The 24,304-nt window shown below is 35.8% G+C and carries 24 protein-coding genes and 2 pseudogenes; 17 read left to right on the top strand and 9 right to left on the bottom strand.

What is annotated here, in order from left to right; translation table 11 throughout:
• Positions 1–42: 42 nt before the first annotated feature.
• On the top strand, positions 43–2,820 hold the full coding sequence (locus tag MIDI_RS01120; protein WP_013950760.1) for a hypothetical protein: 2,778 nt from the start codon (positions 43–45) through the stop codon (positions 2,818–2,820).
• 227 nt (positions 2,821–3,047) lie between these two features.
• Here the strand turns inward: MIDI_RS01120 and MIDI_RS01115 are convergent, their stop codons facing one another.
• Positions 3,048–4,322 (bottom strand): hypothetical protein, encoded by a 1,275-nt coding sequence (locus tag MIDI_RS01115; protein ID WP_148234084.1) that lies wholly within the window; start codon positions 4,320–4,322, stop codon positions 3,048–3,050.
• Between the two features lie 197 nt (positions 4,323–4,519).
• Here MIDI_RS01115 and rpsD point away from each other — a divergent pair, with 197 nt between their 5' ends.
• Together rpsD and ftsZ are read left to right on the top strand one after the other, a co-directional pair.
• Positions 4,520–5,134, top strand: coding sequence for a 30S ribosomal protein S4 (gene rpsD / locus MIDI_RS01110; protein ID WP_041185338.1), 615 nt, complete (start codon positions 4,520–4,522; stop codon positions 5,132–5,134).
• Between the two features lie 98 nt (positions 5,135–5,232).
• Positions 5,233–6,621: a cell division protein FtsZ gene (gene ftsZ, locus MIDI_RS01105; RefSeq protein ID WP_410517938.1), complete on the top strand. Its 1,389-nt coding sequence runs from the start codon at positions 5,233–5,235 to the stop codon at positions 6,619–6,621.
• Between the two features lie 336 nt (positions 6,622–6,957).
• On the opposite strand, the gene ruvC is transcribed toward ftsZ, so the two are convergent.
• Positions 6,958–7,434: a crossover junction endodeoxyribonuclease RuvC gene (gene ruvC / locus MIDI_RS01100; RefSeq protein WP_013950755.1), complete on the bottom strand. Its 477-nt coding sequence runs from the start codon at positions 7,432–7,434 to the stop codon at positions 6,958–6,960.
• Positions 7,421–8,167 carry a YebC/PmpR family DNA-binding transcriptional regulator gene (locus tag MIDI_RS01095; RefSeq protein WP_013950754.1) on the bottom strand — a complete coding sequence of 249 codons (747 nt, stop codon included), beginning with the start codon at positions 8,165–8,167 and terminating at the stop codon, positions 7,421–7,423. The genes ruvC and MIDI_RS01095 overlap by 14 nt, the downstream gene beginning before the upstream one ends.
• Positions 8,168–8,313: 146 nt before the next feature.
• Between MIDI_RS01095 and MIDI_RS01090 the strand changes: the two genes are divergently transcribed.
• The 3 genes from MIDI_RS01090 (at position 8,314) to MIDI_RS01080 (ending at position 11,570) form a co-directional block, all read left to right on the top strand.
• The gene (locus tag MIDI_RS01090) at positions 8,314–9,315 is read left to right on the top strand and encodes a TAXI family TRAP transporter solute-binding subunit (protein ID WP_013950753.1); all 1,002 of its coding nucleotides are present in this window, start codon (positions 8,314–8,316) and stop codon (positions 9,313–9,315) included.
• Between the two features lie 118 nt (positions 9,316–9,433).
• Positions 9,434–10,162: an LPS export ABC transporter ATP-binding protein gene (lptB, locus tag MIDI_RS01085; RefSeq protein WP_013950752.1), complete on the top strand. Its 729-nt coding sequence runs from the start codon at positions 9,434–9,436 to the stop codon at positions 10,160–10,162.
• Positions 10,146–11,570, top strand: a complete 1,425-nt coding sequence (locus tag MIDI_RS01080; protein WP_013950751.1) for a UDP-N-acetylmuramoyl-L-alanyl-D-glutamate--2,6-diaminopimelate ligase — start codon at positions 10,146–10,148, stop codon at positions 11,568–11,570. Before lptB ends, MIDI_RS01080 begins: the two co-directional genes overlap by 17 nt.
• 25 nt (positions 11,571–11,595) lie before the next feature.
• On the opposite strand, the gene tmk is transcribed toward MIDI_RS01080, so the two are convergent.
• On the bottom strand, positions 11,596–12,213 hold the full coding sequence (gene tmk / locus MIDI_RS01075; RefSeq protein ID WP_013950750.1) for a dTMP kinase: 618 nt from the start codon (positions 12,211–12,213) through the stop codon (positions 11,596–11,598).
• A 57-nt stretch (positions 12,214–12,270) separates the two neighbouring features.
• Positions 12,271–13,437: an FAD-dependent monooxygenase gene (locus tag MIDI_RS01070; protein ID WP_013950749.1), complete on the bottom strand. Its 1,167-nt coding sequence runs from the start codon at positions 13,435–13,437 to the stop codon at positions 12,271–12,273.
• A 132-nt stretch (positions 13,438–13,569) separates the two neighbouring features.
• Here MIDI_RS01070 and tilS point away from each other — a divergent pair, with 132 nt between their 5' ends.
• From tilS to MIDI_RS01050, 4 genes are read left to right on the top strand one after another with little or no spacing between them, the layout of a single operon-like run.
• A complete protein-coding gene (tilS, locus tag MIDI_RS01065) occupies positions 13,570–14,850 on the top strand; it encodes a tRNA lysidine(34) synthetase TilS (protein ID WP_041185337.1) in 1,281 nt (426 codons plus the stop codon).
• Between the two features lie 44 nt (positions 14,851–14,894).
• A complete protein-coding gene (locus MIDI_RS01060) occupies positions 14,895–15,335 on the top strand; it encodes a hypothetical protein (protein WP_013950747.1) in 441 nt (146 codons plus the stop codon).
• A 20-nt stretch (positions 15,336–15,355) separates the two neighbouring features.
• On the top strand, positions 15,356–15,625 hold the full coding sequence (locus tag MIDI_RS01055) for a hypothetical protein (protein ID WP_013950746.1): 270 nt from the start codon (positions 15,356–15,358) through the stop codon (positions 15,623–15,625).
• On the top strand, positions 15,618–16,763 hold the full coding sequence (locus MIDI_RS01050) for a hypothetical protein (protein WP_013950745.1): 1,146 nt from the start codon (positions 15,618–15,620) through the stop codon (positions 16,761–16,763). Before MIDI_RS01055 ends, MIDI_RS01050 begins: the two co-directional genes overlap by 8 nt.
• 120 nt (positions 16,764–16,883) lie before the next feature.
• Here the strand turns inward: MIDI_RS01050 and MIDI_RS01045 are convergent, their stop codons facing one another.
• From MIDI_RS01045 to alr, 3 genes are read right to left on the bottom strand one after another with little or no spacing between them, the layout of a single operon-like run.
• A complete protein-coding gene (locus MIDI_RS01045; RefSeq protein WP_013950744.1) occupies positions 16,884–17,636 on the bottom strand; it encodes an ABC transporter ATP-binding protein in 753 nt (250 codons plus the stop codon).
• A gap of 10 nt (positions 17,637–17,646) precedes the next feature.
• On the bottom strand, positions 17,647–18,459 hold the full coding sequence (locus MIDI_RS01040; RefSeq protein ID WP_013950743.1) for an MlaE family ABC transporter permease: 813 nt from the start codon (positions 18,457–18,459) through the stop codon (positions 17,647–17,649).
• A 6-nt stretch (positions 18,460–18,465) separates the two neighbouring features.
• Positions 18,466–19,584, bottom strand: a complete 1,119-nt coding sequence (gene alr, locus MIDI_RS01035) for an alanine racemase (RefSeq protein ID WP_013950742.1) — start codon at positions 19,582–19,584, stop codon at positions 18,466–18,468.
• 294 nt (positions 19,585–19,878) lie between these two features.
• On the opposite strand from alr, the gene MIDI_RS01030 reads away from it, so the two are divergent.
• The 7 genes and pseudogenes from MIDI_RS01030 to MIDI_RS01015 all read left to right on the top strand — a co-directional run bounded on the left by MIDI_RS01030 (position 19,879) and on the right by MIDI_RS01015 (position 23,296).
• Positions 19,879–20,505 (top strand): 50S ribosomal protein L25/general stress protein Ctc, encoded by a 627-nt coding sequence (locus MIDI_RS01030; RefSeq protein WP_148234083.1) that lies wholly within the window; start codon positions 19,879–19,881, stop codon positions 20,503–20,505.
• A 171-nt stretch (positions 20,506–20,676) separates the two neighbouring features.
• Positions 20,677–20,847, top strand: a pseudogene (locus MIDI_RS10090) (FAD-dependent oxidoreductase); the annotation flags it as partial.
• Positions 20,823–21,083 carry an FAD-dependent oxidoreductase gene (locus tag MIDI_RS10085; protein ID WP_202795482.1) on the top strand — a complete coding sequence of 87 codons (261 nt, stop codon included), beginning with the start codon at positions 20,823–20,825 and terminating at the stop codon, positions 21,081–21,083. The pseudogene MIDI_RS10090 and the gene MIDI_RS10085, both read left to right, overlap by 25 nt.
• A 141-nt stretch (positions 21,084–21,224) precedes the next feature.
• The gene (hemF, locus tag MIDI_RS01025) at positions 21,225–22,055 is read left to right on the top strand and encodes an oxygen-dependent coproporphyrinogen oxidase (RefSeq protein ID WP_013950739.1); all 831 of its coding nucleotides are present in this window, start codon (positions 21,225–21,227) and stop codon (positions 22,053–22,055) included.
• A gap of 4 nt (positions 22,056–22,059) precedes the next feature.
• Positions 22,060–22,692: a YqgE/AlgH family protein gene (locus MIDI_RS01020; protein ID WP_160162177.1), complete on the top strand. Its 633-nt coding sequence runs from the start codon at positions 22,060–22,062 to the stop codon at positions 22,690–22,692.
• A 309-nt stretch (positions 22,693–23,001) separates the two neighbouring features.
• On the top strand, positions 23,002–23,136 hold the full coding sequence (locus MIDI_RS09630; RefSeq protein ID WP_272940973.1) for a hypothetical protein: 135 nt from the start codon (positions 23,002–23,004) through the stop codon (positions 23,134–23,136).
• Positions 23,117–23,296 carry a hypothetical protein gene (locus tag MIDI_RS01015; RefSeq protein WP_041185336.1) on the top strand — a complete coding sequence of 60 codons (180 nt, stop codon included), beginning with the start codon at positions 23,117–23,119 and terminating at the stop codon, positions 23,294–23,296. Before MIDI_RS09630 ends, MIDI_RS01015 begins: the two co-directional genes overlap by 20 nt.
• A gap of 660 nt (positions 23,297–23,956) precedes the next feature.
• Here the strand turns inward: MIDI_RS01015 and MIDI_RS01005 are convergent.
• Positions 23,957–24,193: pseudogene (locus MIDI_RS01005) on the bottom strand (YerC/YecD family TrpR-related protein); the annotation flags it as partial.
• Between the last annotated feature and the right edge of the window lie 111 nt (positions 24,194–24,304).

Below are 24,304 nucleotides of genomic sequence, written 5' to 3'. Positions count from 1 at the left end.
CTTATAATCAATTATTAATTAGATGAAAATTCAGAATTTTATATGAAAAACCAACCAGATAAACCTGCCGCTGATAGAGAAGCTTCAAATCTTCCGCCAACCGATCAACCAGCATGTACTCAAATTCATGATAGATTATTAGCAAACCAACAAGCTGCCGAACAAGAAATCTCGCGTTATCTACAACATATAGGGAGTGACAAGCTTACTAGAAAAACACAATCATTCGCAATATGCGATAAACTTGAAGCAGTAACTGACTATATTAGTCAAGGCAAGTATACTGAAGCTATCGATAAACTCGAGGAAATCAAAGACCTAGCTATAGGAGTAACATGGACAAAAAACATGCATTATGATGGAAGTGAGCATCTTATTAGAGATGCCACTCACCAAGAGACATTAGAAAGTTTTAATAATTTAGTTGAGTTTGTCTCAACAATGCAAAAGTCTATTGCCGAGATCAGAGTAGCAAATGAATTAATCAAGATACACACTAAGAAAGATGATAGATACATTAGCCCCGAGTTACAGAAATATCATAAAGTAGTAAAAGAGGAATTAGGCAACATCACCAAAAATATTATAGGTGGCAGAAATCCTGATAAAACTTCTCCCTTTAACTATGCAAACTTCCATAGAGATATAAGAGCAGTATTAAAAGATACCAAGGCAGTAAAATCCGGTAAGGATGACGCTATCGAAAAAGCCAGATCGATCCTGCAAGTCATGGACAAACAATACCATGTTTCTACTATTACTCGAGAAAAAGATGCTAAAGAACAGCCTATTTACGTTAGCAGATCTCAGCTATTAGCACTTGGTGCTAACGATCCTCAAAGTTGGATGTATAAAGCAGTTGCTGCAGCTGAAGGAACAAAGTATAAAAAATCAGGAGGACGAGGAGCTGAGGCATTAAAGAATCGACAGTCAGTGGAGTCCTTAAACTGGTATAACAGTATGGTAACGCCAATAAGAGTTTTAACTAGCAAAGTTGCGCTAGAAATTGCCGAAGGAAGAAAAACTATTCCATATTTTTCAAGCTGTCTACCAGGCCTTAAAGTTCCTAGCAAGGTTATTGAAAGCGCATACAGTATACAACCAGAATACCAATCTGAAAAACTTGCCTCTGCTGAAGTATTTTCTACCGCTGGAACTGCGGCACAAAAAGTAGTTACAGACGAAGGTAACAGAATACGACGCGGTAATATGGTAAGAAGGTTTTTTAAAGAGCGTAAACATAAACAAGATACCGTATATCAAACCGAAGCAAATATTGCTCACTTACAGGCCATTGTAGGAGAAGGTAAAAAGTTAGAGATAAAAACGGTAGGAGAAGATAGAGAAGAAATTAATAAAGCTCTCAAAAAAGCAAAAGATCGCTCTGCCAAAAAAGATGAAGATCCGCTAAAAAATGTGAGAATCGCAAACGAATCTGATGCCTCAGCATTACAACAAGCGATTAGAAATTTTACAGGAGATAAGGATAATTTTCTCAATACTACTAAGAATAAATTAAAATTAACGAAAGAGTACTTAAAATTAGGAAGAGCAGCAGAAATTTTTGGTAGAGGCGGTCAAGCACAATATGACAGAGTCAATAAAGAATTAGATGATTATCTAGCTTCTAATCCAGAATCAGCAAAAAATATTGCCGAGATAAAATACCTAGTAAGTGCTAAATTTCGTAACAGGAGCAGGCTTTTTGGCAAGAAACCTCCAGAAACAGAACAAGTAGTAGATACATTAGTAGCTAGATTTATTAACAAAAAAGATGACGATACTGTACTGGTTTTAAATTCTTCTGAAGCCAGTGTACTTGATCTTACCAAAGTTGACTCTAAAGCCCTACAAGAAGCTAGATTCGTCAAGGAAGGTATTACATCTGAAAAAACTAAAGAGGAAAATAGAAAGACCTCAATAAAAGCAAAGGCTATGGAATATTTAATTAGTATTCTAGGGGCACACGGTCATAAAGATGTGCCGGAAACGCAAAAAGCATCTGATAGAAAGCATAATAAATTAGGCAAGTTGAATGTACTTTCGAGATTCCTCCTTAAGACCGTGCTTGGCATAGGCAAGCTTGTTATAGATATCATCATGATTTCTATTAACTATTTATCAGACTTTATATTTCCACAACCGTTAGATTATGGAGAAGGCTGCTATAAAGAATTAACGAGTAACAGACCAGAAGTTAGCTCTAAAACAGCTGAAATGATCTTCCAACGCATCGCCTCCGTTATACAACCGGGGAGTTCTGTATCAAATTCTATATCAACGTTATTTTCAGAGCTCGCTAAAAAAGACCCGATAAATTTGTCAGCTGCAAAACCTCAAGCACTAAATACTAATCCGCAAATGACGAGAACTCAGAGTAATCCATTGCATACCAAACCAAAACACGTCCCTACTCAAAAACCTTCGCGTGATGACTATGATGAAAGGCTTAACCCTTTCAGTGAAAAACCTGCTTCTAATGCTTATAATGAAAAATTAAATCCCTTTAACGATAGTTATACTCCGGATCATAGTTATAATGAAAGACTGAATCCTTTTAGTGGGGAGTATACAGCAACCGCTACTACTCAAAAACCTAACTTAAACCAACCTAAGACAAGCTTTACCGAAAAAGTTGACCCAAAAGCGCACGATAGTAAAAATTGGACTGATAAAGTTGAGAGTAGCGATAAATTCCATACTATTTCCCAACCAGAACCTGAAAAAAAATCGCTTCCTCAACGAGCCGCGCCAAAACTGGGCTACGCAGCTAAAGTAAAAACTAAAGAAAAAACTGAATCTGGAGTCATGGCTAAGTGATACTTTACTAACTTCTATGGCGTTTAGAAGTTCGTGCTACTATCTAAACGCTAGCACTGTACTTGAATCGAAGTGATTATATAACGAAACTCTTTTAATTTGAATGGGCAAGAGCGTAGAAAATACTACATGGACGATCAAGCTAACCAAATCATAAAGACTAAAGCAAAGCTAACTAGAATTTAAAGGCTGCTCTTCAAAAAGCACCACTCATCCCTTAAAAGAAACTAGATTTTATATTCGTTTTCTCGACTCATAAGCTCTGCTCTTTGAGCTTCAATATCTTGAACATGGCTTTTCGGTTTGAGTATAATTTCTACCAGATAATTTATAACCTTAAAAATTGTTTCTACTAATTTTTGCAAATTAGTAGGGTTCACTTCATTATTAATCTGTTTTGCAAAATTCCTAATCTCATTGCCAACACTAAAAAGCTTTTTTGGAGTCGCTTCCTCTCCTTTAAAAGGAAGCACAACTTGAGCGATACCTTCTAACTCGGTCTCTAAGAGATCTTGCGGGCGTGACGGGCGGTTGAGGGTAGTAGCCAGGATACTCTCTGCCGCAGCATTTTTTAGTTCTTCTAAGAATTTTGGAGAGAGCTTGGTCAAGTTTTCATGTTGGGTTAGGCCCATTGACTCAGCTTTTTTTAATCCTTCTGGGCTTAAATCAGCAACCGCCAAAATTGCACCGGCCCGAATATTACCATCGCTAAAGCTTATTCCATGAACTTTCCTATGCTGTATATCAGATATATCCCTTTTTACTGAATAAAATCCTACTGTACTTGAAATCTGGGCCGTATCCGGATCTCGATAATTACAACCCATACTACATTTGACAAATACTTGAGTCTTATTAGGCTCTGTCATATTTATAGTAACAGAGTTATAGTGAAATTGAGCAGCAGGGACAAGATCTATCATACCGCTACTCTGCTTAATGACCCCTGCCTCATATGATTGGTTTGCAGTCATTCTTATATAGTATCGCTGGATTTCTGTTAATTCTTGTAATGCACTATCTAGGTTTTCTATATTTTGAATTGTTGTGTAAGACGTCTTGCCATCAGCATCTATTCTTTTAATTAACAGAGGCACTCTCGGCCAATCTAGTTCAGTTGAATTTTCAGCTTCCTGCTTAGCATTTTCAATTGCAGTACTAATATTAGTCCTAATATCCGCCCAATCCGCGCCTGATCTTCTAATTTCTAATGCCTCTTTTATAACACGATGCGGCCAATGTTCAGACGTCGGCCCTGCGGTGTTCACCCGTCGGTCCATTGCTTGCTCATCTAAGCCTATTTTCTTTAGAAATTCTCTCTCTTTTTCTAATAGTATTTGAAGACGAGCCATATCCGGAGCTTCTTCATTAATTTCCTCCCAAAAATTTAGAAGGTTTTCAGAATTCAAAGCTGCCAGCCTTTCATTTAAAAAGATCTGAGAACTATCAGTTTCTTTTTTATACTCTGTTGTTAGTATAGTAATGGATTTCATATGCAGCAATCTTATTATATTTCCAATGATTATACCTCTTAATACACATAATAGCAATCCGAATCACAACCCTGAGGTGTGGTATGTCAGCCCTCACTATAAAATTATTTATTTTAGAGCCTCTAGAGATTATTGACATAGGAGCAGCAAAATTGTATACGTAGCAGCTCTTAGTTTATTTGTTTGATTTTTTTTAAAGGAGTCCTGTGTCAAAAAGAAATGATAGGAAGTTTGGTATAAGTAGGAGACTTGGTGTTAACCTCTGGGGGAAAGCTAAAGATCCAGTTAATGCGCGTAATTTTGCGCCTGGGATGCATGGAACCAAGAGCCATAAACTTACTGATTATGGACAGCAGCTGCAAGCTAAGCAAAAATTAAAAAAATATTACGGCGACGTCACCGAAAAACAATTTCGCAAAACATATGAGGAAGCAGCGAGACGCAAAGGTGATACAGGGCATAATTTAGTAGGCCTATTGGAATCAAGATTAGATGCTTTTGTGTACCGCGTTGGCTTTGTAAATAGTATCTTTGCCGCAAGACAGTTTGTAAATCATAAACATGTTTTAGTGAATGGTAAATCAGTGAATGTTCCAAGCTATAGATTAAAACCAGGCGATGTAGTAACTTTAAGTGAAAAGTCTAAAGACTTACTTATAGTACAAACGGCGCTTTCTCTCAGTGAAAGAAGGGTGCCCGAGTACATTTCTTTCGATGCTTCAAGTAATGCCGCAACCTATATCAGAAGGCCTGAGCTTCAGGAAGTACCATATCCAGTAGAAATGAATCCTAGTTTGGTAATAGAATTCTACTCTAGGTAACTAAATCATTAAGCAATGAAAAGCTATTGTTCTTTAATGTGTATGGTGGTAGTATTGCCTGTAATTTATCCAGCATTAGTTAGCTAGCCTTTGTGAGCATAGAAGTTGCAATTCCGCATCAAGAAACTGATTTAAAGCCAAAAATAGTAGTCTTTGGCGCTGGGGGTGCTGGGGGCAATGCGGTCAATAATATGGTGACCGCGAATTTAGAAGGAGTAGATTTTTGGGCGGCCAATACCGATGCACAAGCTCTTGCTAATGCCCTTGCTTCAAATAAAATTCAGCTTGGTATTGATAGTACTAAAGGACTTGGCGCTGGTTCTCACCCAGAAGTGGGTAGAAACGCCGCTGAAGAGTCCATAGATGAAATTAGAGCTGCAGTTTCTGGTTGCCATATGTTATTTATCACCGCTGGAATGGGTGGTGGAACCGGAACAGGTGCAGCGCCCGTTATAGCGCGTGTGGCTAAAGAAGAAGGAGCCTTAGTAGTTGCGGTTGTCACTAAGCCTTTTCACTTTGAGGGTGCAAGGCGCATGAAAGTAGCTGAACTTGGCTTAGAAGAGATTAGTAAATATGTTGATACTTTAATTATTATCCCTAATCAAAATTTATTTCACATTGTAAACGAAAAAACAACCTTCATAGATGCCTTTAAAATGGCGGATAATGTTTTACATTCTGGCGTTAGAAGTGTTACAGACTTAATTACAATGCCAGGCTTAATAAATCTTGATTTTGCCGATATTAGAACTGTCATGCATGAAATGGGCAAAGCCATGATGGGAACAGGCGAAGCAGAAGGCGAGGATAGAGCTATAAAAGCAGCAGAGGCTGCGATATCTAATCCATTACTTGATAATTCATCAATGAAAGGGGCTAAAGGTGTATTAATTAACATCACTGGAGGCCTTGATATGACATTATTTGAGGTTGATGAAGCAGCTAATCGTATCAAAGAAGAGGTGGAGCCCGGAGCAAACATTATATTTGGCTCAGCATTCAGTAGCGAACTTCAAGGGAAGTTAAGGGTCTCAGTAGTCGCAACTGGTATAGGTTCACCAACCAGCGCAGTCCAAGCATCTGCTAATATACTTGGTATAAAAAGCAAGCAAGTTTTAAACGCCAATGAAGTTAAAACTTCAAATAACAAGCTAAATCCTTTACAAGCCTCTGATATACAGAAATCCTTTGGTTTTAATAGCGAGAAAGAAAACTCAAGCGATAAGCAATCAAGTAGCCCTAACTCCAATATTATAGAGGAAGATATTGTGGTAAATTTCAGTCAATCTTTCATTCCCCCGCAAGCTGTTAACCCTGATAAAGGCAATATCGCTGAAGACGAACCGTTTCCTAGAACTAATGAAAAACTAGAACCTGGAACAAATATATCACAATTTGAAGAAAAGAAACGGGATTTTATGGCCCCTAAAAATAGTGATAACCTTTTTGAGATCCCAGCTTTCCTAAGAAAGAAAAGCAATAAATAGTCAAAAAGCCAGCCGCTTATTAATCACAAAAAAGTTTCTTACATTACTGAAATTTAACTCAAAGTATTAGCAGCGCAAAAAAATATAAAACACGTATTTTGTCTTTTTTTAAATAGTTAGCTTTGGATACTATACCTTGAAGTATTTTAATTTGAAGGCGAAGTAAAAAATGAGCAAATAGAGCAACACATGGCCGAATTAAAAGATTCAGCTATAGAAGGTGCCTAAGAAGCCTAAGTATCAGAAGTGTAGAGGAGATTTCTAGAATTCGCTAGTGCTGTTATACCGTCCTCATAAACACTATAACGTTTCTAAATCTGGATTTAGTGAAGGGCACTAAATATAATTAGAGTGACAGAAAGCCAGAGCTAAAGCATCAATTGCATCCTTATCATTGGTTTTATCAAGCCCATTTAACCTTAACTTTAGCATCTTAGCTACTTGCTCCTTATCTGCACCTCCGTTCCCAGTTACTACCTTCTTCACAGTCTTGGCTTGATATGGAATAATGGTTAAATTACACTGTGCAATAGCTAACATCGCTGCTGCCCTCGCGTGCGCTAAATGTAAGGAGGATTTAGAGTTAGTATTGACGTAAGTCTCCTCTAAAGCAACAAAGTCAGGTTGGTGTATTAAAACCAGTTCTTTTATTGAATTAAATATCTCCAATAGCCTGTTTGGCAATTGTTCACCGGTGGAGGTGTGAATACTACCGCAATCAAGATACAGCTGCTGTCCTCGGTTAAGCAGAATCAAGCCCCACCCAGTTTTACTTAATCCGGGATCTATACCTAATATTTTAGTTATCGTCATCTTCAAAATCTTCTGGTATTTCTAAGTTTGTCCAAACGTTTTGCACGTCATCTAGATCTTCCAGAGCATTAATTAATTTAAGCACTTTTTTTATAGTTTCATGATCTAAACTTGTGGTTATATTTGGCTTCCAAATCAATTTAGCACTTTTTGCCTCACCTATTTTAGCTTCTAAGTAATCTTTTACTGTATGAAGCTCTTCTAAACTACAACATATTTCATGCTCTTCTCCAATTAATTGGCAATCCTCTGCGCCCGCTTCGATTGCTAATTCTAAAATTTCTTCAGCATCCTTTATGCTGCTTGGATAAATTATCAAGCCCATCCTCTGAAATATATAGCTTACACTCCCTGTATCACCGAGAGATCCACCAAATTTTGTAAAGGTTGATCTTACTTCTGATGCAGTTCTATTTCTGTTATTACTTAAAGTTTCAACTATAAAAGCTATACCAGCAGCTCCATATCCTTCATATCTAATTTCTTCATAATTACCCGAATCAGTTGGAGAAGAAGCTTTCTTTATAGCTGCTTCAACTTTATCCTTAGGTAAATTTGCCTCTTTTGCAGATAATATAGCAAGCCTTAACCTTGGGTTAAACTGGGACTCTGTTATTCCTCCAGCGACAGCAACCGTAATCTCTTTTAGGATTTTAGTAAAAACTTTAGCCCTCTTTTTATCTTGTGCACCTTTTCTGTGCATAATATTTTTAAACTTAGAATGACCTGCCATTTTATCTTAAAATAAATGTTTGAATTTTAGCTTAATATATTACGCCAGTGATATAAAAAGCAAGAAGTAATGATGATAAGACTTCAGAACTTGACGCAAGATAAAATCAAAGCTTTAATAATTTTATATGACGAAAGGTGCTATTAATGAAAATATTTTTATTATTGATCTTATTTGTATCGATAAATAGTGCAGTTGCTGCTGATATGAAAATAGATTTGCTTGATGATACTAATATATCTATCGCTACTGGCTCCGGCTATGGAGTTTATTACCCAATTGGTAATAATATTTGTAGATTAATTAATCATGATAGAAAAAGCTTAGGATTACGTTGCAAAACCGAGCTATCAATGGGCGCACCTCACAACTTATCAATGTTACAAAATGGTGAAGTAGATTTCGCCTTGGTTCAATCTGATTGGGCGAAGTATGGTTTTTATGGCGTCACTAGTTCTTCTCAAAAAATTAAGGCTAATAATCAATTGCGTTTTATTATGTCCTTACACGATGAAGATTTAATGTTACTGGTGCGCCGCGATTCTAATATTAAAGCAATTGATCAATTAAAAGGCTCCATCATCAGCTCAGGAAGTGTTGACTCAAATTCCAGTATTAGTACTATGCTAGATGGCTTGATAAATGTCAAAGGCTGGAAATACAGTGATTTCAAAAGTATTAATTCAATAAAACTAGACGAGCAGGCAAATTCTCTTTGCAATAAAGCTATAGACGTTTTAACTATAGTAAGCGGGGCTCCTAATACCATAGTTTCTGAAGCAGCCAGCGATTGTGAAATATCAATTTTACCGTTTGATGAAGCTACTATAACTGCCATTACTCAAAAATATAATGAGTTTTTCGGCGGCTCCATTGAGCCAGGAATATATCCTGGCATTAATAGAACAGTGCCTACAATTGCCGCAAAAGCCGTCTTGGTAACTAATGCCTCAACTAGTGATAAAATAGTTTATGGTGTTACCAGAATCATTATGGAAAATTTAGAAAATCTAAAGAAAGTACACCCTAGTCTTGCTGAGTTAGACCGCATTTCCATGGTCACTCTTGGAAGAACTATAGAAATGCATCCAGGAGCTGCTCTTTATTATACAGAAAAAGGGTATCTTAAAAAACCAGTAAGCTACTAAACAAATGCTTTAATGGGTTGAATTTTTGGCAAAATAGTCGCGTGGATTCAGTATAAACCTTTGACCATACTTTAAAACTGTATATATGTATTCTAGAAACTTCTATTTACACTGGTGAATGTTAACAGCAAAAAATTTAGGTAAGTCTTATAGGGGAAAGAAAATAGTCAAAGACTTTACTGTTGAGCTAAATAGCGATGAAGTAGTTGGACTTTTAGGACCGAACGGCGCTGGGAAGACGACAGCATTTTATATGATGGTTGGCTTAATAAAACCAGACTGCGGCCAAATTTACCTCGATACAAAAGAGATTACAGACTTACCAATGTATATGAGAGCTAGAAAAGGTATAGGATACTTACCTCAAGAATCTTCTATATTTAAAGGCCTTACTGTAGAAGAAAATATTATGTGCATCCTTGAGTTAATCGAGCCAAACTTAGATTTAAGAGAAGAGAAAGTCACACAACTATTAGAGGAGTTTTCTATCGATCACTTAAAAAGCACGCTTGCAATTGCTTTATCTGGGGGAGAAAGAAGAAGAGTTGAAATAGCAAGATGCTTAGCATCAAATCCGAGATACATCATGCTAGATGAGCCGTTTGCCGGAGTTGACCCTATTTCAATTAACGAAATTAAGGAATTAATTATTTTCTTGAAGAAAAGAGGCATAGGTGTTTTGATTACCGATCATAATGTAAAAGAAGCAATAAGCTTAATGGACAGAGTATATGTTATGTATAATGGTGCTATCTTGGAGAGTGGCTCAACTAAAAAAGTAATAAACAGCCCAGAAGTGAAGAAATTATATCTAGGAGATAAATTTACTTATGAAAATTTCAGTTAAAAATATATTAACCGAGATCAAAGGAATTAGCGCTAATTCGAGGTTAATTGAGAATGGATATGCGTATGTTGCAATGAGGGGAGCAAAGTTTAATGGTGAAGACTTTATAGAAGAAGCAGTAAAAAGAGGAGCGAAGTATATCATACTACAGAATAATAATCTTCATGAAGACCGTAACCGCGCAAATTTTATCTATGTTGACAATCCAAGGCAAACTTTGAGCCAACTGGCTAGTTCCTTTTATGTCCCACAACCTGCAAATATTGTAACAGTTACGGGCACCAACGGAAAGACTTCAACAGCTAACCTTTTTATGCAGCTGACAAATACAAACCATTACAAAAGTGCAGCAATAGGCACTCTTGGGCTTACTTCTTTTGATGCATTAAATGGTCTTGAAGATTTTTTAAATCATGACAGCGCCCTTACAAGTCCAGACTCAGTAACGACCAATAACATACTATATAATTTAGCTAAAAATAATTTCACTCATGTTGCAATAGAGTCATCAAGCCATGGGTTAAGTCAGTATAGATTAGATGGTATCAACTTCAAGGCTGCAGGTTTTACTAACCTCTCGAGAGACCATCTCGACTATCATGGAACAATGGCTGCTTATTTCAATGCCAAAAAAAGATTATTCTCTGAAGTAATAGGAATTGGTACTACCGTAGTACTAAATTCGGACATCCCCGAATTTAACGAAATATACCAGCTCACCAAGGCCCGGGGTTTAAAGGTTATAGAGTATGGTAAGAACGCAAGAGATATAAGAATTATCGCCAAAAATAATAATACCTTAAAGTTAGCCTTATTTGGTAAAAAAATAGAATCAGTAGTACAATTAACTGGCGAATTTCAATTGTACAATCTAACATGCGCAATCGGTTTAAGTATTGGTTGTGGCCTAAACGAGAGCCAGTTAGTAAGTGCATTGCCTAATTTGAAGTCAATTACAGGCAGAGTGGAAAAAATCGCAGCTGCTAATTTAAGGAATGATATCTTTATTGATTATGCCCATACTCCTGATGCGCTTAAAAAAGTACTATCGGATTTAAAGCATGTGTGCAATGGACGCTTAATCCTGGTGTTCGGTTGTGGAGGCGATCGAGACCAAGGCAAACGACAGATAATGGGCATCATAGCTGAAGAATATGCAGATGTTAATATAGTAACAGATGATAATCCACGAAACGAAGACCCTGCTCTTATTAGAAAAGAAATAATGGCCTCTATGAAAAATCCTGTAGAAATTGGTAACAGAAAAGAAGCTATACATTATGCAATATCAATCCTGCAGCCTCAAGATATAATTTTAATAGCCGGAAAAGGCCATGAAAACTATCAGATTATTGGCAATGAAAAAATATATTTTTCTGATAGGGAAATTGTTTTAAGCGCTGTATAAGTTATCGTATATAAGGTATAAGCAACTAAGTCTTGGTTAGCATCGAAAATTTTTCAAAAATTTCCTTGGCAATATTCTCTATAGGCTGATCAGCATTAATAACTACTATACGGCTGGAAAATTTTTCTGCTAATAACAAGAAGCCTTCTCTTATCGATTTATGAAAACTAACCGGCTGCGCATCATAATGATTTATTTCTCTATTAGCGCTTCTTTGCAGCCGTTCTATAATTATTTCTGGAGCCAAGTCTAAAAGAAAAGTAAGCGACGGCTCTAGAGCACCAACCACTTTTTTATGTATATCAAACATGAAATCTAAATCTAGGCCTTTTTTAAGCCCTTGGTAAACTAAAGAAGAATCAAAAAATCTATCACAGATAACAGTTATACCTTGCACTAAGGATGGTTGGATTAAATTTGTAATATGGTCTCTTCTGGCTGCACTTAAAAGTGCAAATTCGGTAATTGGATCTTTAATTTCAGATTTAAGCAACAGAGATCTTATCTCCTGCGCTAAAGGAGTGCCACCTGGCTCTTTTGTGGTAACACATTTTAGGCCTCTGCTTTGAAGATGATTTGTTAATAAAGAAACTTGCGTTGTCTTACCAGAACCGTCACAGCCTTCGAATGTAATAAAATACATAGTAAAAATGTTTAGTTGCTAAATTTTAATATATGTCAAAAACCCAAATAAAGGAAATTATATGTGTTTGCCGGAAGCATAAATCATAAACAAATTTTTTAGTGGTTTACAAAAACTCACTGCCCTAATCATAAATTGGCCAATCTCAGGTACAATAGGCAATTTACTTTTATATATATTATTTATTATATCTATAGTACTTATTAAAATTGTAATGTCGTCTCTTCTAGCTCGTTGGTATTTCTTCAAAATTTGGAAATTTCCTATATCTAGCCCTATACTTTTTTCTTTAACAATCAAATCAGTAAGCGCTTTTATGTCCCTTAAGCCAAGATTTAAACCTTGGCCTGCTAAGGGGTGAATTGCATGCCATGCATCTCCAACTAAAGCAATTCCGTCTGCAATTGCTTCCTTGGAATAAGTAGATGATAAAGGGAAGAGGCTCGGATTTGAGCCTAGCTCTATTTCACCCAACTCCTTACTGCACCTTGAAGCAATGAATTCTTGTAAAAAAGGTTTATTTAAAGATCTTAAAAAGCTTTCAGATGCCATTGATTCCGTCCAAACAACTGATGATGAATATCCTCCAAGCTTGGGTAGAGTTGCAAAAGGCCCTTTTTTCATGAATATTTCTCTCGCAATACCTTGATGATTTTTAGAATGTTTTATATCGCAAATTAAAACAATTTGATTATAAGATTTCTTTTCTACTTCAAAATATAATTTCTTGCGAATGATAGAATTTTTACCATCGGCTGCAATCAAGAGATCTGCCGTAAGATTTTGTCCATTGGAAAGCTTTAAAACTATTTTATTGTTTTGGTAGTCAATTGTTTCTATGTTGCTGTGAACCTCATCTATGGTACTGGTATCCTTTACCTCAGAATATAGCGATTTCCATAACTCTTCTTCATCAACCATATAACCAAAATTTTCTTTATGAATATCCGTAGGATCAAACTCAAGTAAACCACTTTTTTTATATTGTGAAACATGGATTTTTTTTATCGGTTGACCAATTGATTTAATATTTTTAACTAATCCATGCTCTTTAAAAAGCTCAACAGAAGAGAGCGATAATGCTAGCAATCTCGTTGCAGATGGCATTTTTTGATAAACTGGAAAGGGATTAACTATAGTAGTCGCAATACCTTGTCGCCCAAGTATAGCAGATGTAGTCATTGCTGTGGGTCCGTATCCTACTACTATTATTTCGCTTTTCATATATACTTTGAGAATTTCACTTGCAGTTAAAAACTAGCATAATTATAGAAGTTTAGCTAATTATAAAACAGTTTATTTGTGATTTTATAATTGATATAAGTACCGATATAATAACAATCTCTAATTATTGCTTTGATTAACATTAAAGAATTTGCAGAAACACTACAAGTTAATTTCGGCCTAGATAGAACTCAAAAAATAGCTCTAGCAGTCTCTGGAGGCGCAGACAGCATGTGTATGACACTTATGATGCATACTTTGGGCTTTGCTGTAACTTGCTTAATAGTAGATCATGGATTAAGGACAGATTCAACTGCAGAGGCAATAGAAACCAAAGCTTTTCTTAACCACCAAGATATTGAAGTAATAATCTTAAAATGGTTAGATTACGATGAAAAACTGAGTATCAGTAATATTCATCAAAAAGCTCGTGATGCAAGATATAGATTATTAATTGAATACTGCATCAGAAACGATATACAACATTTGGCTTTAGCTCACAATAAAAACGATCAAGCAGAAAATGTGCTAATTAGGCTGGGAAGGGGTACAGGTATTGATGGATTAGCCCGAATGTCGAGTCACAAGGTTAGAGAAAATATAACGGTGATAAGGCCTTTGTTGGACTATACAAGAGATGAAATAGAAGAAACACTTAAACGATATAATTGGCCATGGGTTAATGATCCTTCAAATCTTGATCCTAAATTTATTAGGTCCAGAGTAAGAGAGCTGTTAAACAGCAATAACTGTTTGTTAACAGTTGATAAGTTGAACTTATTAGCTAAAAGTGCCCTGAGAACTAGAGATTACCTAGAAAAAATGACTCTAGCAGCATTTTATGAAGTAGTAACTGTAAAGGACCTCGGCTATATTAAATTAGATATACAAAAATTTCTTACTATGCATGAAGAAATACAGCTTCGAGTTTTATCGTGTATTTTGAGGAGCTTAAATAATCAGTATAGTATTAGACTTAATAATCTAGAAAATTTATTAAATAAAATCAGGCATTTTGAAAAATGGTCGGATGCTACGCTTCATGGCTGCGAAATACTAAAAGTAAAACAACCTTATAAATTAATATTTATTCGAGAAAAAAATGCAATAAAGAGCATGGTGATAAATAAAGGTGTGCAACGAATAATTTGGGATGCTCGCTTTGTTATAGAATTGGATAACGATTTGGATGAAGAGCTAAGAGTCGAGGCTCTAACCAAAACTCACCTGCCATTTTTAAAAAACAAGTTAGATAATTCGATAACTTTAGAGCACAACAAATTAAAGTGGGTTTTACCGGTAATGATAAAAAACAATACAGTGATCGCATGCCCACTACTTGGGTGGCCTGGGAATAAAATTAAATTTAAAGTCACCATATTAAGTAATGTAAGCTTGCCAAAAGTTTACTAGTTTGTTAAAACTTTTATAAGTTTTACTTATCTTGCTTAAATTGTATGGTGAAGATCTTTAGCCGACTGCTTTATTTCTCTGGAGCAATAGTCCTTGCTTCTTTAGTTGCCATTTTAATTGCAACTATTAGTATAAGAAATTTAGAAAATTCTCTGGAAGAACTTAACAACAGCGCTTGTAATATAACCACTCTAGAAGAAAGATTATATCTTGCATATAAAGAGCTTAACAAGACCATTAATACCTTGAACTCTTCTAACGTCATTGATGACGAATTAAAAAAGAAAGCCTATAAATTCTCTATGGTACAGGCAATTCATATGGCGATCATAAAACTAAAAAATGGAAATGACATCAGTAACGAAATCAATTTAATAAATCAATTTGCTGTTGCTGACCTAGCAATTATCGCTAATGAGCTAAAGAGTATATACAACACTAATATACCAGCAAATTCTTTTTTATTTCTGCAATTACAGATTTAATATACACAAAAAATAGCTCCATGATAAAAAACCACAATCTATCTGCTGTAGATCAAGTCTTAGACAAATTTGTGAAAGTAGAAAATATCGAAAAAAATGAAGATAGGGATACTTTACTCTTTGTATTACATTCCTTAGAGCATAACGATACAGCGCATGCCTTAGACATCATTAAAAAATTATCCGGTAGGTATATGGCCTTAAAAGAAATAGAAATTCCGTTACAACTCAAAAATAACGTTAATTTCTTACTTCATCAGCTCATGATCCAAGTTTTAGAGAATGCTTAAGTTACTAAAATTATTATTAATTACTTTATTACTTCTTGGGATAGTATTATTTTTAAATGAGAGCAGCCCTATAGTAGCATTTGAGGTGGACAATAAAAAAATTAAAACTACGCTTTTTTTATTTGGGCTCGCTTCAGCGCTTATTATGGCGCTTCTCTATATTATAATGAGATCAACATATAGCATAATTACCTTACCTTTGATCATAAAACGCAATTATCAAAGAAAAGTAAATGAAAGTAAATTTGACAGCTTAAAGGATTTTATTATTGCAGCTAACCAACATGATGCTAGTAAAGCTAATAAAGCGTTGTCTTTCTTAATGTCGGCAGATATACCCGAGTATTTTAAGTCGTGGCTTAATTATCAAAGAAATCTTATAAATCATAGCAGTATAAAAGAATCTATTGAGGATATGCTTCATTATCCAGAAACTGCGAATTTATCTTTAATGAAATTAGTAGAAGAAGAGATAAGCCACGGTAAATACCAAAAAGCTTTAGAGCATTTAAAAACTCTTCCTACTTCCATTCCCCCAAAATGGTTATTTTTAACCAGCGTTAAGGCTTATTTTGGAGAAAGAAGGTGGAGTAACTTATTAGAGTTCTTGCAACAAAGCGAATTTAACGATTTTGCTAAAGATCACTTAATCGACATATGTAACTACAAAATTGCTGAGGAAATTTATCTATCAAAAATTTCTTTTGAGGCGTTAAAGGAAGCGACAGTGCTGATAGAAAAAATAAAATCCCCTCTGGAACCTGCAATCTATCTATATGCGCTGTTGCTAATTAAAATTACTGATTATGAAGCAGCAGTCAAATTTATAGGGAAGAGTTGGAGTAAGTATTCTCATATCCTGTTTAAGCCAGCTATTCTACTAATCGGCACTTATGAAAACCCCGCAAAAACTGTTAGTAAGATTATTGGCGCTAGCAATGGTTTAGAAGTAAGCATTATCTTATCCATGTATGCAGTGGTCATTAATAGAGACTTGAAAGCGATAAAAAAACTCTTGAGCGCGCATCAGTACAACATTACAGATAAGTTCGTGCGTTTCTTTGAGCATTACCATGCCAACATCATTGAAGAAAAAAGTAAAACTAGCGATAGAATTATTTACAGACAATTTATCTAATTTAATAGAGACAAGTTATTATTTCTATGATTTTAATTCAATGACAGTTCAGATAATAGAAAATAAAGAAGGTAGCTTTGCACAAGTATCTATGTTAAAAGCACGCCCTATTATTTTCAGCTAAAAGTTCCCTGCGGCTTTTACAAAAGCATCTACTGAAGAGTTGCCAGAATTTTCTATATTCTCTTTCGTCCCCTGCCATACTATATTCCCAGAATGAATCATAGCAATTTTGTTTGCAATTCTTTTCATGCAAACCATGTCATGAGTTATGGTAACTGTTGTAGCATTTAACTCCTTGGAAAGGCTAGCTATAAGCTCTGAAACATTTTGTGCATTAATTGGATCAAGTCCTGCTGTTGGCTCGTCAAAAAATATAATGTCCGGATTATTTGCAATGGCACGGGCAAGTCCCACCCGTTTTTGCATACCTCCAGAAAGTTGAGCAGGACATAAATTCAGCGCCTCAGAAGATATTCCTACCATTTTTAACTTTTGTTCAGCCAGAGCTTTAGCGTTTTTTACCGTTATCAAGCCTTGGTGTAGCATATGAAAACAAATATTATACCAAATTGGTAAACTATCAAACAAAGCCCCTCCTTGGAATAACATACCAAACTTTTCTATTAAATATTGACGATTTTTTATGTGGGTTGAAGCAATGTTATCACCATTAAAAAACACCTTTGACCCACTATCTGGCTGTAGTAACCCTATTATACATTTCAGTAAGACGGATTTACCGCTTCCAGAGCCTCCTATTATAACTAAAGACTGGCCTTCTTCTATTTCTAAATTCACCCGCCGTAGCACTACTTTCTCATCAAAAGATTTACTTAAATTCCTTACAGATATTTTGACTTTGTTAGACATAAAAACTCTTCTAATAAGAAAATAGTAATCCTGTTGTAATATAATTCATCACCAGGATGAGGATCGATGAAACCGCGACTGCAGAAGTAGTAGAATGCCCTACACCTTGCGCTCCACCCTTAGAATGAAACCCAAAGTAACAACCTATAAACGTTACAATAAATCCAAACACTACCGCTTTAATTAGCCCAGAAGTAATATCAGTTAATTTAATGAAACTTATAGTGTTAGTTAAGTAAACGTGAGCTGAGAAATCTAGCTTATATATAGCAACTAAATAACCGCCTAAAATCCCTATTATATCCGCCACTAATACTAAGCACGGTAAGGCAATTAAACCGGCTATTACCCTTGGTATCACTAAGTAATGTATTGGATTAGCTCCTAAGGTATACAAAGCATCTATTTGCTCCGTAACTTTCATACTACCTATCTCCGCGGTTATTGAAGCAGAAACCCTACCAGAGAGCATCAAGCCAGCTAAGACTGGGCCCAGTTCTCTAGTTATAGATAAGGCGACCACAGAAGCTATAGCGCTTTCTGCATTCATTCTAACAAATCCTGTATAGCTTTGTAACGCAAGTGCTGCTCCAGTAAATATAGCGGTGAGGCCAATTACAGGTAAAGAATAATAGCCAATTTCCATCAACTGCTTCAAAAATATTCGCCAATAAAATCTCAGGGGAAGAAGCGACTTGATTATTTCAGCAAAAAATATTCCCAACTTTCCAAGGCCCCTTATAAATTCAATAGTGGTAGAGCCAATGGCAGCTATGACGCTGATACCTATCACACCCGTAAACCTCTTTATTAATAAATTCATAGCACATTAATAATTATTATCACTAATATAAAATCTTTTACACCTATTTCCGAATCTAGTAGTCAAAATTTCATAACTAATGGTGTTGGCATACTTTGCAATATCATCAATTGTTATGTGCTCCCCTAGCAACTCAATGTGAGTTATTTCATCAAATAGAGCAGTCGGTAAAGCAGAGGCATTAACAATAATAGCATCCATACTAACAATCCCAACGACTGGCAAGAAATACCCTTCCGCGTAGCAAATTCCTTTATTGCTTAAAGATCTTACATACCCATCCGCATAACCACACTCGATAACGAATAGTTTTTCTCCAGGAGTAGCTTTATATTGAGCCCGATAACCTATAAATTGTTCTTTCTCTATAATTCTCTTTTGCACTATATATCCATAAAGCTCGACTACACTATTCATGGGGTTAAGTTCAGAAGAAGTTGGGTTAATACCATATAGTGCACACCCTGGTCTTACCATGTCGAAATGGAAATCCTCTCCTAAAAATATTCCAGCAGAGTTAGCAAAAGTTGCTTTTACGCCCGGGAAAAATTCTAAGTATTTTTTAAATTCTTGTAATTGTTTAACAGTAGCCGGATGATTCTCTTGTTCAGCACATGACATATGGCTCATTATATAATCAATTTCAATATTAGAAACCAGATCAGGGTCAGTTGTTAATTTTTTAATTTCAGTATTAGACAAACCAAACCGCCCCATGCCCGTATCTATTTGTATAATAGCTTTTAATTTTTCACTCTTTTCCTTTGCGATTAAATTCCAAATTTTTATTTGCTCTAAGTGATTGAGCATAGGAATAAATCCCTCCTCCCTTGCAATCTCTGCCATCTCGATAGACCCTATTCCATGCATAAGATATATCTCTTTCTCTAAAGTTCGCTCAATTTGTAATGCTTCATCAAGATTAGAAACACAAAATTTATGACATCCTTCTTGATATAAAGCTTGAACCACTTGTTCTTGACCTAATCCATAGGCGTTTGCTTTAACGACCGCGCCCACTTCACACCCCTTCTTTAGATGTTTTTCCACTATCCTATAATTTTCTAGGATCTTGTTTAAATTGATATTTAAAAAAGTATTATTAGGAGATAAAGTGGATTTCATAACACATCAAGAGGTGGATTTAACCCGCTTCATATAGCACTTTATAATGTTTCTCACAAATAGTAAATAATCGATAAGTGTGGGATTTAATAAAAAGTGAGATTTCCTTCTGCCCGCTTCCCTATAGAAGGAGTATGCCCTTAATGATGAGTTATCAAATTTAGACTATGATAAGGCTTGCCTATAAATCACAAGAGATATTTTTTACCAAAATACCATATTGCGTTATTTTAAATCATATAGTACAATTCACCACCGACCTTGGTAGTGTCACTTAGGTTTATAATTAAAAATTTGATTGTTAATAAAGCTATGACAGAGATGATTGTTTTTACTGCAGAAATAAGAGAAAGTGAAGGTAAAGGGGCAGCTCGTGCACTGCGCCGAAATGATCGAATCCCCGCTATTCTCTACGGTGGTAAGGAAGATGTGATGTTATCTCTTGTAGCTAAAGACTTCTTCAAAGAATATTCTAAAGGAAATATTCAATCTAGGCTAGTTGAGCTGCATTTAGGTAATAAAAAAATCACAGCAATCCCAAGAGATGTACAAATCAATCCTGTAACAGACTTCCCTGAACATATTGATTTTCAAGAAGTTGGTAAAGATACAGAAATCAAAGTTGCCGTACATGTTAGAATTATTAATGATGATAAGTGCCCTGGAATTAAGAAAGGAGGCGTGATGAACGTTGCTCAGCGTACAATAAACTTTTATTGTCATCCATCTAGTATTCCTTCTAGTATAGACGTTGATGTGGCCAACCTTGAAGTTGGGCAAAATCTTCATATCAATGACCTACAGCTTCCTACTGGAGTTAGACCAGTTGATCCACATAATTTTGCTATTCTATCTATTTCTGGACGTGCTGAAGAAAAAGAGGCCTCTGATGCTACCGCTGAAGCTGTCGATAAGAAATAAACATTATAGATGCAAAGTTTTACAATAAAATAGGTGCAGGGCTTGCCGGCTGTGAGGCGGCCTAGCGGCCAGCTGTAAGAGAAGAGGGCGAGAAAAACTTTACGTTTTGGACCCGATTTATTTTGGTAATCCTGTTGTCCTAAAGGATCCAAGGGTAGAGAGAGGCCATGTGCCGTGGTACAACTCAGACAAGATAACAAATTAGGTACTCTTTATAATATCGTCGGATTCCAAACTAAATTAAAGTATGGAGAACAGACAAGAATTTTTCGTATGATACCAGGTCTTGAAAATGCAGAATTCGCAAGACTTAGTGGATTGCACCGCAACAACTTTCATTAATAGTCCTAAGATTACTTAACAATTTCTTATCACTAAAAAACCATCCTAATATCAAAATTGCTGGTCAAATCACAGGCGTTGAAGGCTACCTAGAAAGTGCTGCAATTGGACTACTTACTGGGATTTTCATGGCTCATTTTTTGAGATACCAGAATATTGAACTTAGCCCTCCTCTCCTACTGAGACCGCTCTTGGTGCGCCAGTCTTGGTGCTCAGCAAAACTTTTCAACCTATGAACATTATACTATGGATTTGTTTGATCCTATAGAGAATTTACCGCGTAACGCAAACAAAAAACAAATATATTCAAATAGGGGCTTGGAAAAAATAAAATATTGGTTAAATAGAATAGAGAAGTAAATTTTTGTAAGTACTTGATGTACAATAATATAGAGTTATGTAAAAAAGAAGCTAGGGATTGGTATTTCCACTTAAGGGATTCCGTTTGTCAACAGTTTGAAAATATAGAAGAAAGATTTGGAACCAATAAAAAGTTCCAACGCAAAGCTTGGAGCAGGCTTGGTGGAGGCGGAGGAGAAATGTCGATTATGCATGGAGACATTTTTGAAAAAGTAGGAGTCAATATCTCTACAGTATTTGGAAGCTTTAATGAAAAATTCGCCAAGGAAATACCTGGAGCTGAGGACAGCAGGATATTTTGGGCCTGCGGGGTTTCAATTGTTGCCCATATGAAATCTCCATTTGTTCCTGCAATTCATACCAATACTAGATTTATTGTTACAGAAAAATGTTGGTTTGGTGGTGGAACTGATTTAACTCCAGCTTTTCGTGATGAGCAAGAAAAGGATTTTTTTCACCAAGAACTAAAAAAAGTTTGCGATCAAACCGACGTCACCTATTATCCAAAATTTAAAGAAGAGTGTGACCGTTATTTCTTTCTTCCTCACCGCAATGAAGCCAGAGGAGTTGGCGGTATTTTCTATGATTATTTAAATACAGGAGCTTGGGAGAAAGATTTTGCTTTTAATAAGAATATTGGACAAGCTATGCCTAGTATTTTCACTAAAATAGTTGAAAATAAAGTGGATAAACCTTGGACAGAGGAGGATAAAGAGATTCAGTTAATTAAACGTGGCAAATATGTAGAATTTAATCTACTATATGACAGAGGAACGAGGTTTGGATTGATGACAAATGGAAACACTGAAGCGGTCTTAATGTCGTTGCCTCCTTATGCTAAATGGTGATTTTATGAAATTAGAGACTGCATTTCAGTCATTGGGGGGTAAGGTACTGGTAGCTTCACCATATATAAGTGATCAGAATTTTGAACAATCCCTGGTTTATATTTGTATGCATGATGAAAACGGAGCAGTTGGAGTTATCATTAATCAAAGAATAGGAAGAATTGCTGAAGCAGATCTCAACAACTATATTAAGGATTTTCAAAGTTTAGTAGTTAAAAAAAATAGACTTACTAGCCAACAGATGGAGAGATTATATTCTCCTTCTAGAAGGAGAAATTATCCAGTTCTGTTCGGCGGGCCGGTGTATTCAGATAAAATAGTAGTTTTGAGCTTGACTAAAGAACAAGAAAAAAGCTTTGCTGAAAACCAGCACCTAACTCTGTATACAGACATAGTTGCTTTTTTAAAGGAATATATTTCTGGAAAAAGTCACAGTAAATTGCTATTCGCAAAAGGTATAGCTGCTTGGAATCCTTCACAATTGGAAGAAGAAGTAAGTGAAAACAATTGGTTTGTGGTGCCCGCCTCTATCGATCTACTATTTTCTCAGCGTTCTAAATCAAAGTGGGAAGATCTAATCAAAAAATTTGGAATCGAAAAGTACCACAACCTAGTTGGATACTCTGGTACGGCCTAGCCTCGTTAAACCAATTGACCTAAACTCTTCTTTAACTTATGTACACGTGTTCTTCTCAGATTTGTTAGCTATACAACAAGCTCGTTTTTCTAGCGATTAAGGGCAATGCCTGGTAATTATAGACGGCAATAAGAGGGTGTGATATCTTCGTAGTAAAACGGGGAGTAGAAATGATAGTCAAGTGTAAATATTGCGGCTCCAGCGAGCAGGTGAAGAATGGTGTGGTATAGGGACAGCAAGAGGTAATAGGGTGCAAGAATTGCAAAAAGAATTACCGAGAAGGTAATAAGCGACAGAAATACACGATGAATGATAGACTTAAAACCTAATCTTGAGGACTGCGGGATTAGGACGATAGAGAGACTGACTGGAATCCATAACAGCCAAATATCTTCATGGATCGAAAGACGGGGGGGGACGCTATGTGCAAGAAAAGTTAGATAAGAGCTGCAACAGCACAAAGTCACTTAAGGATATCGAGGTCCTAGAGATTGACGAGCTGTACACATATATTAAAAAAAAGACCAAAGAATGGAAGTGGGAGTACACCTTTATATTGATTGCTGTTGATAGAGGAGCGGGTGAAATTATTGATTTTGAGTAGGTGACGGGAGTAAGGCAACCTACCTGAACCTGTCATTTAGGCTTGGAAGAACGTTATAAATTGAGCATGTACAGATGATTACAGCGTTTATGAATACTATAAAAATCTCCACGCACCATCACAAAACAAAGGCTGAGACCTCATTTGTAGAATCAAAGAATTCTTTAAAGGCATTATCCAGCTAGTTTTAATCGAAGAACGAAGCGCTACAGCAAATTCCTGAGGATGCTTTTGCGCTACTCTTACTCTCTTCTTCCATAGGCATTTGTTGGATTTGAAACTCCTATCTATAAACATTAGGCAATGCCCCATGTGGCTTCCTCTAATCTTGACTTTTATATTTAAATTAAAATTCTTTGGCTAAAATTAAAAAAGCCCATAAACAAATTTCATTATTATACCAATTTCCAACAAAGCAAGATCAATAAAAACTTCAATATTATATATGATCGTTCTTATGATCTACACTTGTTTCAATTTTAACAATAATATTCACCATTTATGGACTTCAGACAACAAAGCACACCGGACAAGCATAGCAAGAATCAATTAAGTTCTACACTTTTCCAACTGCCTACCACGCACATGCATTTTAAATGCTTATGCATCAAAAATTATTTGCAATGATTGCTATTAAAACAAATGAAGCTAGATCATTTATTAGCTTTTTTTGCATTTTGTACTTTTTTTCTCTGGCAATACAGATTTATATCCAGCATTGTTTTCATGAAATAAAAATCTAGCGACCCTTGTGATGGTCGCGATGCTAACTCCTGTTTCATCATGAATCTGCCTATAAGACAGCTTACCATCATGCAAGAGCTGAGCCACTAACCATCTTTCTTTCATCGCTTTGAGCTCTGCAGGAGTGCACAAATCTTTAAAGAAAGCTTCACATGCCTCGGTTGATTTTTAATTTTAAAAATACTTCATATAAACTTATTTGTCCTGATGTTTCCATAATACGCCACACACATTATATAAAAATTAAACAAAATACTTTAGATG

The sequence above is a fragment of the Candidatus Midichloria mitochondrii IricVA genome (assembly GCF_000219355.1).
Lineage (GTDB): Bacteria > Pseudomonadota > Alphaproteobacteria > Rickettsiales > Midichloriaceae > Midichloria > Midichloria mitochondrii.
This window is presented reverse-complemented; position numbering and strand designations above follow the sequence as displayed.

What these genes read in the sequence shown, in the direction of transcription:
- alr (WP_013950742.1), bottom strand. Translation starts at nt 19,584, where the DNA reads ATGAAATCCACTTTATCTCCTAATAATACTTTTTTAAATATCAATTTA.
- MIDI_RS01060 (WP_013950747.1), top strand. Translation starts at nt 14,895, where the DNA reads ATGGTGAAGATCTTTAGCCGACTGCTTTATTTCTCTGGAGCAATAGTC.
- hemF (WP_013950739.1), top strand. Translation starts at nt 21,225, where the DNA reads ATGTACAATAATATAGAGTTATGTAAAAAAGAAGCTAGGGATTGGTAT.
- MIDI_RS01020 (WP_160162177.1), top strand. Translation starts at nt 22,060, where the DNA reads ATGAAATTAGAGACTGCATTTCAGTCATTGGGGGGTAAGGTACTGGTA.
- MIDI_RS01055 (WP_013950746.1), top strand. Translation starts at nt 15,356, where the DNA reads ATGATAAAAAACCACAATCTATCTGCTGTAGATCAAGTCTTAGACAAA.
- MIDI_RS01080 (WP_013950751.1), top strand. Translation starts at nt 10,146, where the DNA reads ATGAAAATTTCAGTTAAAAATATATTAACCGAGATCAAAGGAATTAGC.
- MIDI_RS01045 (WP_013950744.1), bottom strand. Translation starts at nt 17,636, where the DNA reads ATGTCTAACAAAGTCAAAATATCTGTAAGGAATTTAAGTAAATCTTTT.
- lptB (WP_013950752.1), top strand. Translation starts at nt 9,434, where the DNA reads ATGTTAACAGCAAAAAATTTAGGTAAGTCTTATAGGGGAAAGAAAATA.
- MIDI_RS09630 (WP_272940973.1), top strand. Translation starts at nt 23,002, where the DNA reads ATGATAGACTTAAAACCTAATCTTGAGGACTGCGGGATTAGGACGATA.
- MIDI_RS01120 (WP_013950760.1), top strand. Translation starts at nt 43, where the DNA reads ATGAAAAACCAACCAGATAAACCTGCCGCTGATAGAGAAGCTTCAAAT.
- tmk (WP_013950750.1), bottom strand. Translation starts at nt 12,213, where the DNA reads ATGTATTTTATTACATTCGAAGGCTGTGACGGTTCTGGTAAGACAACG.
- ruvC (WP_013950755.1), bottom strand. Translation starts at nt 7,434, where the DNA reads ATGACGATAACTAAAATATTAGGTATAGATCCCGGATTAAGTAAAACT.
- MIDI_RS01095 (WP_013950754.1), bottom strand. Translation starts at nt 8,167, where the DNA reads ATGGCAGGTCATTCTAAGTTTAAAAATATTATGCACAGAAAAGGTGCA.
- MIDI_RS01050 (WP_013950745.1), top strand. Translation starts at nt 15,618, where the DNA reads ATGCTTAAGTTACTAAAATTATTATTAATTACTTTATTACTTCTTGGG.
- MIDI_RS01070 (WP_013950749.1), bottom strand. Translation starts at nt 13,437, where the DNA reads ATGAAAAGCGAAATAATAGTAGTAGGATACGGACCCACAGCAATGACT.
- MIDI_RS01090 (WP_013950753.1), top strand. Translation starts at nt 8,314, where the DNA reads ATGAAAATATTTTTATTATTGATCTTATTTGTATCGATAAATAGTGCA.
- MIDI_RS01040 (WP_013950743.1), bottom strand. Translation starts at nt 18,459, where the DNA reads ATGAATTTATTAATAAAGAGGTTTACGGGTGTGATAGGTATCAGCGTC.